This is a genomic window from Terrihabitans soli (assembly GCF_014191545.1).
GTDB lineage: Bacteria > Pseudomonadota > Alphaproteobacteria > Rhizobiales > Methylopilaceae > Flaviflagellibacter > Flaviflagellibacter soli.
In genome coordinates, this window is the sequence record NZ_AP023361.1 from 1,827,109 (window position 1) to 1,842,114 (window position 15,006).

Genomic DNA, 15,006 nt, shown 5'->3' on the forward strand with positions numbered 1-15,006 from the left:
TCATCGGGACTTTCTGATCAGAACGTCCTTAGCCTGATTAATCCGGCTGGCCAGCCAGTCGGAACCGCCTCTGTCGGGATGCAGCTTCTGCATCAGCGCGCGATGCGCACGCCGGACTTCGTCCGCACCGGCCCCCGGATCAAGCCCCAGGACCTTGTACGCCTCCTCCTCGGTCATCGCGCTCTGGCGCGCCGGGTGATGGCTCCGAGGACCCGGATCGCCCTTCAGGTCTTCGCCCCGAGCGGACGGCCCGCGGTTCTCGTCTCCTTCGACTGAACCGCGGCGGAACCAGGTCATCAACAGACCGATCCCGACCACGAGCAGCGGCAGGCCAAACCCGCCGCGCCCGGCCACGAACAGCGCGACCCCGGCGATAACCCCGCCGAGGCCGAAAGACAGCCGCATCCGCTGCGCCATGCGCACCGGATCAGCCGCGACATAAACGCGGGTCAGATAAAGAAAAACCAGAAGGGCGATAACGCCGAGGGCAAGCGCAAACACGGCGCCCCTTATGGCACCGGACTGCATTCAAAGCGAGCCTTGGCCCGGACGACGCGCCTTGCTATCCAGCCACCATGTTTCCTCATGTCGTTCACACCCGCACCGAGCTCGACCAGGCGCTCGCAGGCTTCCGCAGCAAAGGCGAGCGCATCGCCCTTGTCCCGACCATGGGCGCGCTCCATGCCGGCCATATCGCGCTGGTGCGCCTTGCCGCCAAACATGCCGAGCGCGTCGTCGTCACCATTTTCGTCAATCCGACGCAGTTTGCCCCGCATGAGGATTTCGACCGCTATCCGCGCGTCCTCGGCCAGGACGCGGTGGAGCTTTCGGGGGCCAAGGTCGATCTCGTCTACGCCCCCTCGGTCGAGGAAATCTATCCGGAAGGCGTGAAGCAGGATGTCGTGCCCGAAGGCGGCCCTGCCTCCGGGCTCGAAAGCAATGCGCGGCCGCATTTCTTCGGCGGCGTTGCGACCGTCGTCACGCGCCTCTTCGATCATGTGCGTCCGGATGTTGCGATCTTCGGCGAAAAGGACTGGCAGCAGCTTCAGGTCATCAAGACTTTCGTTGCGCCGAAATTCGACATTCCGATCATTCCCGGCCCGACCGTGCGCGAAGAGGACGGCCTCGCCCTCTCCTCGCGCAACCGCTATCTCTCGCTGGAGGACCGCAAGAAAGCCCCGGCGCTGCACCGCGTATTGACGGAAAGCGCCGTCCTTATCTCGCGCGGCGCGCCGGTCAGCGCGGTCATGACATCGGCGAAACATGAGATCGAGAAAGCCGGTTTCACGGTCGATTATGTCGAGGCGCGCCATGCCGAAACGCTTGCGCCCGCAACCGATGGCCATCACGGCCCGATCCGCCTTCTCGTCGCCGCGCGCATCGGCGGCACGCGGCTGATCGACAATGTCGCCGTGCCGCACGGCGAGGACTGAACAAAGAAAAACGGAGACTGCGTTGAACGGGGAAGAGATCGCCAAAATCCTGTGCCTGATGGGATACGGCATGAAATTGACGGTTCCGGACGAGTGGCTTGACCGCTATATGCCCGGCCCGCGCGCCAAACAGCAGGCGCGCGTTCAGGAACTCGCACTCGACTACCAATGCGCCCTGCAGCTCGGCATGGGCTTTCAGGTCTTCGAGAAGCTGCGGCCGCCCTATACGGGGTGAGCATCCCGACGAACGCACTAAGGCACAGATTGACCATACAAGCGCGAAAGCTAGGTTTGCCGCGCTGAAACAGCAATGGGAGGTCAAATATGAAGGCTTTTCCAGTTGCCGTCGCATTCGCGGCTGTCCCGAAGTTCGGGACGTATGCATTGGAATGCATCCCCAGAAAATGGGCTGGCGCGCTGCTTTAAGATTCGAAGCACAACGCTAGCAATCAAGAGAAAGAGCTGACGCTTTTGGTCCGCCGGGTCTCAACGGCTCGCCGGAGCATGCGGTCGGCTGCTCGGATGAAATCGAGCCCGCGGAGTAAAGCCACGCGGAATGAGCTCGCGTGACTTCGTTTTGTCTCTTATCGCCAGGAGGCGACAATGAACATTTCTCGCGTTTTGATGGGACTTTTCGTAGGCGGTCTGATGGCCGGAACCGCCAATGCCAATGAAGACAATCAGATCGGGACAACGATCTATCAAGGAACGAATGCGATCGGCACCCTCAACCAGCAGGGCCGGTCTTCGGTGCCGTCAAACGGCGCCAACGTCAATTCTTCAAGGGACACCAAACCAGCTCCCTGGGGCTGCAGTTATGGCGCCAACGGAAAGGCGGATTGTCAGTCCGCGAAGTGATGTGAAACGCAGCCACCCCACCCCTGGGGTGGCTGCTACAGACAGCAAGACGCTATTTGCGTGCCCACACTCGGCGGTCAGTCGTCTTAATTACAAAAGACGGCTTTTCACGCGCGAAAGGACCCGTCACTGTCGCGGCGGTTGAACGTCCAAGGAACCGCAATGTCCTTCACCCTCATTCTCGGCAACAAGGCCTATTCCTCCTGGTCACTGCGCCCCTGGATCGCGCTGAAGCAGGCCGGCATCCCGTTCGAGGAAAAGGTCATCCCGATCTATATGGACGGGTCCGAGGAGGCGATCCGCAGATATTCGCCCGCCGGCAAAGTGCCGATCCTGAAGGATGGCGATCTGACGGTTTGGGACTCGCTGGCAATCCTCGAATATGTCGCCGAAAAGCATCCGAAGCTCTGGCCGGCCGATCCGAAAGCGCGCGCTGTGGCGCGCTCGATCTCGGCGGAAATGCATTCGGGCTTTGTGCCGCTGCGCAAGCTCTGCACGATGAATCTGCGCCGTCATTACCCCGGCTTTGAACTGAACGACGAAGTGCGCGACAACATCCAGCGCATCGACACCATCTTCGCCGAGACGCGTGCGCAATACGGCAAGAACGGGCCGTTCCTGTTCGGCGAATGGACGGCGGCGGATGCGATGTATGCGCCCGTCGTCACGCGTTTCAAAACATATGATGTGAAGCTGAGCGCGCCGTCCCAGGCCTATTGCGAGACCGTTCTGGCAACGCCCGGAATGAAGGAATGGTATGCCGCGGCCGAAGCCGAGCCCTGGACCCTGCCGCAGTACGAATACTGACTACTCGAGAAAGCTTGACTAGATAGATGCTCGAAAAGTTGACGCGACTGAGCGGTATAGCCCCAATCCTGACATTGGCGGCGCTCGTCGTTTCGGTTGTCTACAACATGGGCGCTCTTGCTATTTTTGACGCATCCCTCGTCTCCTTGCTAGGACCGTCCGACTACATCAAGGCCACTATCGTCGCGATGCCAGTAATCGTGGCATATATGTACATGGCATACTATCAATCCATTGGATTGACGGAGGAGCCGACAAGCGGCCCCAAACTAAAAAACGCGCTGACTTTTCGCTTCGGATACGATGTTCTCTGGCTCAGTCTCATGAGCTTGGCCGCTGTATACTTTATCCCGGCAGTATATTTTATCGCTGCTTTTTTCTTACTAACCACCTTCATCTTCGCAGCTTTGGTCAGGAACTGCGTGATACGTGTGAAAATATTTCATGTAGGCATACCAATAATCGGGGGCGTCTGTCTTTTCCTGTACGGGGCGGTCCAGACATTTAAAATCGTATCTTTGCCGCCGCAGTATATGGTGCGTACATCCCACGAAAATCTGGAATGTAAGGTTCCACACATGGGCTCTTATGGCTTGATTTGTGTAAGGGGCGATGTCCAAGACTTCGTAGTTTTGGAAAAGGCCACGATCATATCGATACAGCACATCCCAAAGAACAAGCCGCCGATGGATATGAGAACTCTCTGGCAACTCATGGGGGCTGGCTAACTAGGCCCCACAGCGCCAAGCCGCCTTTCCACAGGCAGGGTTGCCCCCTGCCCCTATGAGGGGCAGGAAAGAACCCATGACACTTCATCTGCAAAAGCTCTGCGTCGGCGCCGAAAGCTTTGAAGACCTTTCCGAATGGATCAAGGAACAGCTCGCCTCCCAGAAGAAGCGCGGCGTCAAAAAGCCCGAACAGACCCACACGACCCGCATGATGCCGAGCCGCGGCGAGGAAATCCTCGACGGCGGCTCGCTTTACTGGGTGATCAAGGGCGTGATGTGCGCCCGCCAGGACATCATCGAGCTGCGGCCCGTCATCGGCAAAGACGGCATTTCACGCTGTCAGATCGTGCTTAGACCGAAACTGATCCGCACAGAGCCGCGGCCGCGCCGGGCTTTTCAGGGCTGGCGCTACTTGAAGGAAGACGAGGCCCCGGGTGATATGGACCGGGCGACGGCCGCAACCGGCTTGCCGCCGCATCTTGTGACCGAGTTGAAGGAGCTGGGATTGCTGTGAGCGGTTTCACCGTCATGGACGGCGTCGCGCTGGCGATCTTCGGCGCGGCCTGGCTGATCTACTACCTTTATGTCGAGCGTTCGACGAAGGGGCATGAGAGCCTCAACGCGCTGATGCACGATGTGCGCGTCACCTGGATGCGCCGCGTCGCCGCGCGCGACAACCGCGTCTTCGACGGCCAGCTGATGACCGGCCTGCAGAACGGCACCGCCTTCTTCGCCTCCTCCGCGTTCCTTGCCATCGGCGGCGCTCTCTCGGCGCTCGGCTTTGCCGATGCGGCGCTCGATGTGTTCGGCGCTCTGCCTTTCTCGACGCCGGCAACGCGCGAAATGTTCGAGCTGAAAGTGCTCGGACTCGCGGTGATCTTCGCCTATTCGTTTTTTAAGTTCGTCTGGTCGTATCGCCTCTTCAACTATGTCGCGATCCTCATGGGCGCGATGCCGCCGGCCGGTCACCCGGACGCGGCGGAAGTCGAGGAGTCGGTGCAGCGCTCGGCGCTGATGAACATTTCGGCCGCCCGCCATTTCAACCGCGGTCTCCGCGCCTATTTCTTCGCGCTCGCTTATCTCGGCTGGTTCGGCGGCCCGGCGGCGCTGATGCTGACGACCATCCTTGTCGCGATCGTTCTGTGGCGCCGCCAGTTCTCGTCCGACAGCGTTCTCGCCGCGACCTGGACGCAGGCCTGATGGCCGACGCGTTCGAAGACGCCATTCTGCGGGTCGCCAAACGGACCCTGCCCGGTGAAACTTTCAGCCCGGCGGAAGCCGCGCGCGAGGCGGCGCAGGAGACCGGCGGCCAATGGGAGCCGCTGCTCAAAGCGATCCGCGGCGCCGCGGTCCGGCTCGCGCTCGACGGGCGTGTCGTTATTCTTCTGAAGGGCGAAGTCGCAGATCCCGAACATTTCCGCGGCATCTACCGCATCGGCGGCAGCGATTACTTCACGCCGCGTCAAACTCAACCCGCTTACGCTCCGCCGCGGCAGCCGATTGCGCCCGCCCGCGATTATACGCCCGCGCCGCGTCCCTACACGCCGCCGCCTCCGCCCGCACCGCCACCGGTTCCACGAGCAGCGCCCGCACCTGCACCCTCCGCCGAAGCCGCACCGGCGCGCACGCAGCCGCGCTTCACGATCACCGTCAACAAGCCTCAGCCGGCTTCGCCGCCTCAGCCGGCCGCACCCCCGCCGGCCGTCAAGCTTACGCCGCCGCCCGCGCCTCTGCCGCTCCCCGAGCCAGAGCCGGAGGAACCCGAATACGAACCGGACGATATGTCGCTCGAAGACAAGATCGCAGCGGCCATGGCGGTATCGTCCGCGCCGGCGCCTGCGATCGAGGAAGGCACGCCCGTCACGAATTTCGAATTCGACGCCGCAGCCTTCGACGAAGACTTTCTGGGCGAAGCCGGAACGCGCACGGAAGAGGCGGAAGAAGATCCCGACTCGTCTTTGCCGCCGCTCCCGCGTGCGCTGAGCTTCGACGAAGACGAGGACGGCTATGAGGATGAGGATGCCGGACGCGCGCCGCGGTCTGCGACGCTCGACGACATCGCCTCCGAGCTAGAGCGTTATCTGACTGCCCAGCTCAATCACCCGTCCCGCAGGAATGCGGAAATAGGTGATGACATCGTCGGCCTGCCGGGTGAGGAGGATAAATAGACGATCCTGCCAGTTGGGCATGGCGCCGCCCTCCGGCGAAATCTTGAACGTGCGACGGCCGATGAAGAACGAGGTCGACATGATCTCGAAGCTCAGACCGTCCTGCTTGCAGCGGTCGAGCGCGCGCGGAATGTGCGGCGACTCCATATAGCCGTAGCGCAGGACGACGCGGGAGAAGTCGTCCGAGATTTTCTCATAGGACGAGCGGTTTTCGCGCGGGACGTAGGGACGCGGCTCGGTGACGACAGTGAGCAGGACGTTCTGCTCATGCAGCACTTTGTTGTGCTTGAGATTGTGCATCATCGCCGCCGGCGCGACTTCGGTGTCGGAGGTCAGGAACACCGCCGTGCCGGTAACGCGGACAATGCTCTTGCTCTTGGCCATCGAGCCTACGACGTTCGACAGCGGCACGCTTTCGCGGCGCACTTTTTCGGCGACGATGCGCGTGCCGCGCACCCAGGTCCACATGCCGATGACGATCAGAAAGCCGAGCGCCAGGGGAATCCAGCCGCCGTCGGCAAGCTTCAGAAGATTTGCCGTGAGGAAGGCCGAGTCGAGCAGGAAGAAGGGCAGCGCCACCGCAACCGCCGCAATCCAGCCCCAGCCCCACAGCCGCGCGATGACAGGAACGGCCAGCATGGTCGAGACGATCATCGTACCGACAACGGCGATGCCGTACGCCGCGGCGAGATTGGACGAGGTTTCGAAAATCACGACGAGGAACAGCGCGCCGGCCAGCATCAGCCAGTTGACCTTGGGCATATAAATCTGACCGCGCTCCTTCTCGGACGTATGCGACACCGCAAGGCGCGGCAGAATGCCGAGCTGCGTTGCCTGATGCGTCAGCGAATAGGCGCCCGTGATGACGGCCTGCGCGGCGATGACCGTCGCGGCGGTCGCCAGGAGAACAAGCGGCAGACGGCCCCATTCCGGCGCGGTCGAGAAGAAGAGATTGCCGACCGTATCGGGATGGCTGAGCGCAAGCGCGCCCTGGCCGAGATAGTTCACCACAAGGCCGGGCAGAACGAAGAACAGCCAGGCCCGGCGGATCGCGGTGCGGCCGAAATGGCCCATATCCGCATACAGAGCTTCCGCGCCGGTGACGGCGAGGAACACCGAGCCGAGCACGGTGAAGCCTAAAATGCCGTGGCCCGTCATGAAGCTCAGCGCGTAAAGCGGGTTCAGCGCATTGAGGATGTCGGGCGCGTCATTGATATGGACGATGCCGAGGATGGCGAGCGTTGCAAACCACACCAGCATGATCGGGCCGAAAAAGGCCGAGACCTTCGCCGTGCCGTAGGATTGCACCGCATAGAGGATAATGAGGATGCCCATGACGATGGGCACGATCCAGCTCTCGTCGATATCGGTCGTGTATTCGAGACCTTCGACGGCGGACAGAACGGAAATTGCCGGCGTCAGAATGGCGTCGCCGTAGAACAGCGACGCACCGACAATGCCGAGCGCCAGAACAAGATTGCTCGGGCTCTTCATCGTGCTCTGCGCAAGCGTGACCAGCGAGAGCGTGCCGCCCTCGCCGTGGTTGTCGGCGCGCAGCAAGAGCGCGACATATTTCAGCGTGACGACAAGGAAGAGCGCCCAGACCAGCAGCGAGACGATGCCGATGACTTCGACACGCGTCGGCGCGCCGCCGGCATGCAGCAGGGATTCACGCAGAGCGTAAAGCGGGCTCGTGCCGATATCGCCATAGACGACACCAAGCGAGCCGAGGGTGAGCCACCAGGTAGCACGCGACGAACGTTCGCCATGCTGCTCATCCGGCGCGGCGATTTCCACGGCGGCATTTCCTGACGATGTGAAGGACATTTTTGGACTTTAAGCCCGTGACGCGCCGGAGCGGCGCTTGCACCTTTAGAACGCGGCTTGGCGGAAAATGTGCCGCCGCAAAAAGGCGCGCCGGTATACGCCCCCCGCAGGCCGCACGCAATGCGGGCGGGCCCTACCAGCCATGCTTTTTGAGCAGGGTTAGAGAAACCCGAACCACCACGTAGCCAAACCCAAAAAGGCAAAGAAACCAATGACATCCGTCACGGTCGTGACGAAGACCCCGGAGGCCACGGCGGGGTCGAGCTTGAGCTTGTTGATGCTGAGGGGAACGAGCGTCCCGAAAAGGCCGGCGACCAGCATATTGACGATCAAAGCGGTCGCGATGACGACGCCAAGGTCCAGATTGCGGAACCACAGGCCCGCCCCTGCGCCGAGCACCATGGCCAGCGAAACGCCGTTGACGAGACCGACCAGAACCTCGCGCGCGATGATGCGGCGGACATTGCGGCGGCCGAGCTCGCGCATGGCCAGCGCGCGCACCGTCACCGTCATGGCCTGCGTTCCGGCATTGCCGCCCATGGAGGCGACGATCGGCATCAGGACCGCCAAAGCCACCATCTGCTCGATCGTGCCTTCGAACAGGCCGATCACAGATGCAGCGAGGAAGGCCGTCAGGAGATTGACGAGCAGCCAGGGAAAGCGCCCGCGCGCCGTCTGGAACACCGTGTCGGAGAGTTCTTCGTCGCCGACGCCGGCAAGTGCCTTGATGTCTTCATCGGCTTCCTGGTGGATGACGTCGACGATGTCGTCGACCGTCAATACACCGACAAGCCGCCCCGCTTCGTCCGTCACCGGCGCGGAGACGAGATTGTAGCGCTGGAAGAGGCGTCCCGCCTCTTCCTGGTCTTCGGTCGCCGCAACTTCGCGGACTTCGTCTTTCAGAATGCTTTCGAGCCGCGCCTCGCGCGGGCTGCGCAGCAGCATGTCGAGCGGCACGGTACCGAGAAGTTTGAAGGCCGGATCGATGACATAGACTTCGTAGAAGGTCTCCGGCGCATCCTTCATTTCGCGCAGATAGTCGATCGTGCGTCCGGCCGTCCAGAAGGGCGGCACGGCGACGAAATCCGTCTGCATGCGGCGGCCGGCCGTCTCTTCCGGGAAATCGAGGCTTCGCGTCAGCGCCGCGCGTTCGGGCAGCGGCAGGCGTTCGAGGATTTCCTGACGGTCCTCGGCCTCCATGTCTTCGAGAATGTAGACGGCGTCGTCGCTATCGAGTTCGCGCAGACCCTCGACCGTCACATCGGTCGGCAGGCTTTCGAGCAGCTGGAGGCGGACGCTCTCGTCGACTTCGGTGAGCGCTGTGAAGTCGAACTGATCGCCGAGAAGCTCGACCAGGCCGGGCCGGTCATCCGCATCGAGCGCTTCGAGGAGTTCGCCGAGATCGGCCTCATGCAGATCGCCGACCAGCGATCTCAGCCGCTCGGCATCGCCGGTGCGGATCGTCTCGCTGACGGCCTCGACAAGCGCAGCCGTGACATGGCCCTCCGCCTCCTCCGGGGCGGGCGCGTCAGGCTCGGGCGTCAGGAGGTCCGGCTCGGCCATTTAAGGCTCCGGCTAAAGGGCTGATTTCAGGCCCTTGTAGCGATCTCTTCGCTCCGGGCAATGGGCGATCATGGATTGGCCACACAGCAATAGATTATGGCGAACGCCTTCCTCTCGATTCCCTTCCCGAGGTCCCTCATGCGTCTTGCCCGCTTCGCCCCGCTCGCCGCCCTGTGTCTTGCCCTGGGAGGCTGTTTCGATGTCGGCCAGACGCTGAAGGTCACCAGCGAGAGCGAGGCGGTGTTCGAAGTGAGGGCCGCCGTCCCGGCCTCCACCATCGCCGCTGCCCAGAGCGTGCCGGGGCTCGCGGACCGCCCGTTCTGCGCCGACAAGGAGGCCGCCGAGAAGCTCGGCCTCAAGGTCACGGTCGAGACCATGGCCGAGGGCCCGGACCAGATCTGTCTGATGAAGGCCCAGGGCTCGCTCGCCCAGATCGCCAAGGTCGCGGCCGATAAGTCCTATCTGCCGAAAGACGCGCCTCCGACCGCCGGCAATGCCCTCGTCTACGATCTTGAACCCGCAGGCGGCGGATTGTGGCGGCTGACGGTTGTGCTGAGCCCGCCGCCGGAAGTTCAGGCGCTGGCCGGCGCCGACGAGATCACCAAAGCGGCGCAGTCCATGATCTTCGGCTCGACCGCGGGCAAAGGCATAGGCTGGGCGGTCGAGGCCAAAGAGATTGTCGAGAGCTCAGGGACCGTCTCGCCGGACAAAACGCGCGCCGAGTTCGAAGTTCCGCTCAGCGAGCTTCTGTCAAAGCCTGAGCCGGAATACCGGTTTGTAACGACGTTCAGGCCCTAAAGCGGATCGGAAAAAGCGCGGCCGGCTGCCTGCGGCCGCAGCAACTTTTATGTTGTATTTTGAACACAGTAGGCTCGGTTCATACAACCAATCAATTCCATCCCACGGGCAGTTCAACTAGCGTTTTCAGGCGGCTGGGGGGAACGACCGTGAAAACAGTGTTGCGTTGCGTAATCGTGCTGTCGACGGCTCTCGGACTGTCGGCCTGCAGCGCCCATAAGGGCGCGCTCTGGAAGCACCCGCCGAGCCATGTGAACAATGTCGAGGTTACCCTCGCAAAGCCGATGGGATCGCCGGCGCTGGCCGAAACGATCCGCGTAAAGACTCTTGCAGAAGCCTCGCGCTATGGCGCTGTCGGTAACGCAAAGACCTTGCGCGTTTCGATCACCCATTATCACAAGAAAAATCCGGCTCTGTCGCTGCTGTTGAGCGATTCAAATAATATCAGGGCCGATGTCTCGGTGGTCGATACTACGACTTTGGCAGAAGACACCAAGATGCAGATGATAACTTCCGACCCAGTGCCCGCAGACGGGATTATCGGCGCGGTGGTCGCAATATCGCAGACGGAGGCCGAGGTCGAAGAGATGCTGACGACACAGTTTGCGTCCGAGGTTCTGGCGCGTGTGTATGGCTCGAAAGCAGCAAAGATCGCACGGAAGAACCCGCCTTCTGTTGTCGCGCCTGCCGCAACGCCTCCGGGCACGGTTCCGAAACCCGCGGCGAAGGGCACGCCCGTTGCACTTGCGGCACCGCAGCCTGCACCTGCACCTGCGCCCGCACCGGCACAGAAAGCTCCGCGGATTCAGTAAAGGAGATCGCGGCGGCGCGTCTGCGCGTCGCCGCGAGACTGCCGTCACACGTGCCGCTGTTCGCAGAACCGCAGCCGGTTTCCGAACGGATCGATCACCGTCATCTCAAGGCCCCAATCGACCTTCTCCACGCCCGGCCGCATGTTCTGATACTTCTTGGCGTTGAGCTCGCGGTGATAGGCCTCAATGCCGGTCATGCGGACAAAGGCCGTGCCGCCGGGCGTCGCATCTCCGTGATGCTCGCTGATGTGGACAATGACGCCGCCGCGCGACAGCTGCAGATAAAGCGGCAGGTCCGGCGCGAACCGGTGCTCCCAATCCGTCCGGAAGCCGAGAAAGCCTTCATAGAATTCGCGCGCCTTGTCTTCCGAAAAACTGCGCAAAACCGGGATCGCGGGTTCGATGGAAATTTGGCCGTTGTCAGTCCGCACTTCGCTGGAAATTCGGGCCGACAGCGTGTTCCAGTCGCGGAAACCGAACTGCTCGGCGACGATTTCGAGAGCGGCGCTATGGGAAATTTTGACGTCGCGCGCGGCAAGCGCGGATTCGAGCGTCTTCGCCATCGCCTTGGCGTTCACAAAAGTGCGCATGATGATCCTATCCGTTTTCACACGGCGGAAATTTCGGTCAGGGCTCGCATTGCCGACACATCCGCCGTCTGAAGGACAGGACATGCAGAAGAGATACGTTCACCATCCCATAAGGGCGCGAGCGGCAGGCCGTATCAGCCGGAGCGGAAGCTAGCGCAAGGACCGGCGGGCGGGCAAGCCGGGCTTTTAAAGGAAGCGCTTGGGAATGCGATCGTTCAGCGGGAACATCGGGAAATAAGGCCGCGCTTCGTCGATGACGCGCCGGACGGACGGCCGCTCGACCAGCCGGTCGAAATAGGCGGCGATATTCGGATAGGCGCCGTCGAAGGGCGTTGTGATCCCCGCATAGAACAGAGCCGGGGCCGCCGCGCAGTCGGCAAGGCTGAAGCGCTGGCCGATGGCCCAGACCTTGTCCGAAAGATGCCGCTCCAGCATGCCATACGCCGTCAGAATATTGGCGTGCGCTTCCGCGACGCCGTGCCGGTCGTTTTCGCCGGAAGGCCGGAAATTATCGATGACGATCTTCTGCATCGGCACGTGGATATAAAGATCGAAAAAGCGGTCCCAGAGCCGCGCATCGATGGCCTGTTCGGTGATTTCGGGAATGAGCCTTTGACGACCCGGATAATACTGCTCCAGATAATCGACGATGATCGTCGTTTCCGGGATTGTCTTGTCGCACGCCTCATCGCGCAGGACCGGAATTTTTCCGACCGGCCATAGGCTGAGAAAGCTCGCGCTCGCATCCGGATCCATCAGATCGACGATATGCGGCATGAACGGCGTTTCGTTCTCGTAGAGCGCGATCAGGACCTTGTGGCAGAACGAGGCGAGCGGATGCAGATAAAGCGTCAGCGCCATCAGAACACGACGACGCCGCGCACGCTCTCGCCGTGATGCATGAGATCGAAGCCCTTATTGATGTCTTCGAGCGGCATCGTATGGGTGATCATCGGATCGATCTCGATCTTGCCGTCCATATACCAGTCGACGATTTTCGGCACATCGGTGCGGCCCCGCGCACCGCCAAAGGCCGTGCCTTTCCAGACGCGGCCGGTGACGAGCTGGAAGGGCCGTGTCGAAATCTCCTGCCCCGCGCCGGCAACGCCGATAATGATGCTTTCGCCCCAGCCGCGATGGCAGCTTTCGAGCGCCTGGCGCATGACCTTTGTCGATCCCGTGCAATCGAACGTGTAGTCCGCGCCGCCGATCTGATCGGCGCCTCGCTTTGTCATATCGACAAGGCGCGGCACGACATCGCCATCGATCTCCGTCGGATTGACGAAATGCGTCATGCCGAAACGCTCGCCCCAGGCCTTCTTGTCGTTGTTGATATCGACGCCGATGATCATATCGGCACCGACAAGCCGCAGGCCCTGAATGACGTTGAGGCCGATGCCGCCGAGACCGAAAACGATGGCTTTGGAGCCCGGCTCGACCTTGGCCGTGTTGATGACGGCGCCGATGCCTGTCGTTACACCGCAGCCGATGTAACAAATCTTGTCGAAAGGCGCGTCTTCGCGCACTTTCGCCACCGCAATCTCGGGAAGCACCGTGAAATTCGCAAAGGTCGAGCAGCCCATATAGTGGTGAATTTTCTTGCCGCCGATGGAAAACCGCGAGGTGCCGTCGGGCATCAGCCCCTGCCCCTGCGTTGCGCGGATGGCGGTGCAGAGATTTGTCTTGCGTGACAGGCAGGACGGGCACTGCCGGCATTCGGGCGTATAAAGCGGAATGACATGATCGCCGGGTTTCAGCGATGTGACCCCGGCGCCGACCTCGCGAACAATGCCCGCGCCTTCATGGCCGAGGATGGCTGGAAAGAGGCCCTCCGGATCTTCACCTGACAGCGTGAACCAGTCGGTGTGGCAGATGCCGGTGGCCTTGATCTCAATCAGGACTTCCCCGGCTTTCGGGCCTTCGAGCTGGACCGTCATGATTTCGAGGGGCTTGCCCGCTCCGACCGCCACCGCTGCACGCACGTCCATGAACGATCCTCCCTTTTATTGTTGTCGATTATGGGTCAGGCGGCGCGGTTCCGGTAGCGCCCAAGCCTGCTATTTTCGTTCAATCAATCGCCGGCTCATCGGCCTCTTTGGGCGGAGCCTCTTCCTCGATGATGATGAAATCGAGGGGCCCTCCCGGAACATCGTCGTCGAAAATGCCGATGACGAGACGTCCGGTCGCCCAGGCGAGCGTATCGAGATCGGTGCGCCCTTTGAGGCAGAGCGGCCCGTCTTCATAGGGCTGATGCCCATGGACGATATGAAAGCCGGAATGCCCCTCGTCGTAATCTTCCGGATAGCGTTTCCAGAGCAATGTATGTGCATCTTGCGCATCGAGCGGCTTCAACGGATCCACGCCGGCATGAACATAGACGCGATGGATGTCGCGATGCAGCAGAGGCAGGCTGTCCATCCATAGGACGTGCGAGACCGGCACAAGCTCGGGCTGATAGCTGCCGTCGAAAGGCTGACCATAGGAGCGCAAAGTCGCATCGCCGCCATTGCCGAGCCAGGGGCTTGGATCGCGCCCGCCGATGATGGTGCGGACCATCATCTCTTCGTGATTGCCCTTCAGGCAGATCCAGCTCCAGCCGGGCCGCGGCCCGTCGATCAGGCATTCGACGATCTCACGGCTGCCCGAACCGCGATCGATATAATCGCCGAGAAACACGATCTTTCCCGGCGGTTCTTCTTCGATCTGCGCTAGGGCGATTTCAAGCAGGTCCCACCGCCCGTGGAGATCGGGAACGGCATAGGTTTTGGTCATCCGCTAGCGACCGAAAAACAGCGCGCTCAAGGACCACGATCTACGATATGTCGTGATCTGGTCGGCGAAACGAAGCCCGGTGAGCCAATTTCGAAGACGCAATTGGTGTGTCTTCCCTTTCATTACTTTTTTCTGCAGGGAATAGCGGCTGAAGCCGCTCTCCCGCATACGCTCCATAAGTTCAGCCTCTTCGTGCGCTTTATCCGGAATTTTGCGAACATCGAAATCGATCATCACGTTCCGAACCTTACGGATCTCCCCTGAATCCAAGAGATCATTCATGATGTCGCATTCTGAACCTTCGCAGTTCAGTTTCATCACGACGAGGTCGTCCTCGGATATATGGTCGCGAAAAAAGGCGCTGGCGCTGACGAGCTCCCCTGTCAAGCAGGTCTTCTCACCGCCTTTGCCGGCATAAACCGACATCCCGACACCCGAACCATAAACAGTGAAGCTACCATTGCGATTCGAAAGGCCAAAAGGACACCATTCGACACGCCTTTCGTCTGCGAACCGGCGCGATGCTTCGGTGAACGGTTCGGCAACGGGTTCGAAAAAATAGATTAGGTCGAAGAGATATGATGGCTTCAGTACCTCCTCGAGGGTCTGACCACAATTTCCGCCAACATCGAGGAACAGTTTTCTCACCC

General features: G+C 61.3%; 18 protein-coding genes. 10 read left to right on the plus strand and 8 right to left on the minus strand.

Annotated elements, in window-relative coordinates; genetic code table 11:
- On the minus strand, positions 1-501 hold the full coding sequence (locus IZ6_RS16090) for a DnaJ domain-containing protein (RefSeq protein ID WP_420825544.1): 501 nt from the start codon (positions 499-501) through the stop codon (positions 1-3).
- Positions 502-575: 74 nt separating this feature from the next.
- Here IZ6_RS16090 and panC point away from each other — a divergent pair, with 74 nt between their 5' ends.
- The 8 genes from panC (at position 576) to IZ6_RS09455 (ending at position 5,994) form a co-directional block, all read left to right on the plus strand.
- Positions 576-1,433, plus strand: a complete 858-nt coding sequence (gene panC, locus IZ6_RS09420; protein WP_222874811.1) for a pantoate--beta-alanine ligase — start codon at positions 576-578, stop codon at positions 1,431-1,433.
- 22 nt (positions 1,434-1,455) lie between these two features.
- Entirely contained in the window at positions 1,456-1,668 is a 213-nt protein-coding gene (locus IZ6_RS09425) for a hypothetical protein (RefSeq protein WP_222874812.1), read from the plus strand.
- Positions 1,669-2,036: 368 nt separating this feature from the next.
- A complete protein-coding gene (locus tag IZ6_RS09430; RefSeq protein ID WP_222874813.1) occupies positions 2,037-2,291 on the plus strand; it encodes a hypothetical protein in 255 nt (84 codons plus the stop codon).
- 162 nt (positions 2,292-2,453) lie between these two features.
- Positions 2,454-3,098, plus strand: coding sequence for a glutathione S-transferase family protein (locus tag IZ6_RS09435; protein WP_222874814.1), 645 nt, complete (start codon positions 2,454-2,456; stop codon positions 3,096-3,098).
- Positions 3,099-3,124: 26 nt separating this feature from the next.
- The gene (locus IZ6_RS09440) at positions 3,125-3,826 is read left to right on the plus strand and encodes a hypothetical protein (protein ID WP_222874815.1); all 702 of its coding nucleotides are present in this window, start codon (positions 3,125-3,127) and stop codon (positions 3,824-3,826) included.
- A 76-nt stretch (positions 3,827-3,902) separates the two neighbouring features.
- Complete coding sequence (locus IZ6_RS09445; RefSeq protein WP_222874816.1) at positions 3,903-4,340, plus strand: DUF1489 family protein; 438 nt, start codon at positions 3,903-3,905, stop codon at positions 4,338-4,340.
- On the plus strand, positions 4,337-5,026 hold the full coding sequence (locus tag IZ6_RS09450; protein WP_225873883.1) for a DUF599 domain-containing protein: 690 nt from the start codon (positions 4,337-4,339) through the stop codon (positions 5,024-5,026). Before IZ6_RS09445 ends, IZ6_RS09450 begins: the two co-directional genes overlap by 4 nt.
- Positions 5,026-5,994, plus strand: a complete 969-nt coding sequence (locus IZ6_RS09455) for a DUF3253 domain-containing protein (protein ID WP_222874817.1) — start codon at positions 5,026-5,028, stop codon at positions 5,992-5,994. The genes IZ6_RS09450 and IZ6_RS09455 overlap by 1 nt, the downstream gene beginning before the upstream one ends.
- On the opposite strand, the gene IZ6_RS09460 is transcribed toward IZ6_RS09455, so the two are convergent.
- A complete protein-coding gene (locus tag IZ6_RS09460; protein WP_222874818.1) occupies positions 5,896-7,821 on the minus strand; it encodes a potassium transporter Kup in 1,926 nt (641 codons plus the stop codon). The genes IZ6_RS09455 and IZ6_RS09460 overlap by 99 nt on opposite strands.
- Before the next feature lie 159 nt (positions 7,822-7,980).
- On the minus strand, positions 7,981-9,384 hold the full coding sequence (gene mgtE, locus IZ6_RS09465) for a magnesium transporter (RefSeq protein ID WP_222874819.1): 1,404 nt from the start codon (positions 9,382-9,384) through the stop codon (positions 7,981-7,983).
- 138 nt (positions 9,385-9,522) lie between these two features.
- Here mgtE and IZ6_RS09470 point away from each other — a divergent pair, with 138 nt between their 5' ends.
- Positions 9,523-10,182, plus strand: a complete 660-nt coding sequence (locus IZ6_RS09470; RefSeq protein WP_222874820.1) for a hypothetical protein — start codon at positions 9,523-9,525, stop codon at positions 10,180-10,182.
- Positions 10,183-10,340: 158 nt separating this feature from the next.
- The gene (locus tag IZ6_RS09475) at positions 10,341-10,994 is read left to right on the plus strand and encodes a hypothetical protein (RefSeq protein WP_222874821.1); all 654 of its coding nucleotides are present in this window, start codon (positions 10,341-10,343) and stop codon (positions 10,992-10,994) included.
- Positions 10,995-11,038: 44 nt separating this feature from the next.
- Here the strand turns inward: IZ6_RS09475 and IZ6_RS09480 are convergent, their stop codons facing one another.
- The 5 genes from IZ6_RS09480 to IZ6_RS09500 form a co-directional block, all read right to left on the minus strand.
- Complete coding sequence (locus tag IZ6_RS09480; RefSeq protein WP_222874822.1) at positions 11,039-11,584, minus strand: glyoxalase superfamily protein; 546 nt, start codon at positions 11,582-11,584, stop codon at positions 11,039-11,041.
- Between the two features lie 186 nt (positions 11,585-11,770).
- A complete protein-coding gene (locus tag IZ6_RS09485) occupies positions 11,771-12,445 on the minus strand; it encodes a glutathione S-transferase family protein (protein ID WP_222874823.1) in 675 nt (224 codons plus the stop codon).
- Entirely contained in the window at positions 12,445-13,572 is a 1,128-nt protein-coding gene (locus IZ6_RS09490) for an S-(hydroxymethyl)glutathione dehydrogenase/class III alcohol dehydrogenase (RefSeq protein ID WP_222874824.1), read from the minus strand. The genes IZ6_RS09485 and IZ6_RS09490 overlap by 1 nt, the downstream gene beginning before the upstream one ends.
- A 79-nt stretch (positions 13,573-13,651) precedes the next feature.
- Complete coding sequence (locus tag IZ6_RS09495) at positions 13,652-14,356, minus strand: metallophosphoesterase (RefSeq protein ID WP_222874825.1); 705 nt, start codon at positions 14,354-14,356, stop codon at positions 13,652-13,654.
- A 3-nt stretch (positions 14,357-14,359) separates the two neighbouring features.
- Positions 14,360-15,004 carry a class I SAM-dependent methyltransferase gene (locus tag IZ6_RS09500; protein WP_222874826.1) on the minus strand — a complete coding sequence of 215 codons (645 nt, stop codon included), beginning with the start codon at positions 15,002-15,004 and terminating at the stop codon, positions 14,360-14,362.
- Positions 15,005-15,006: the final 2 nt, after the last annotated feature.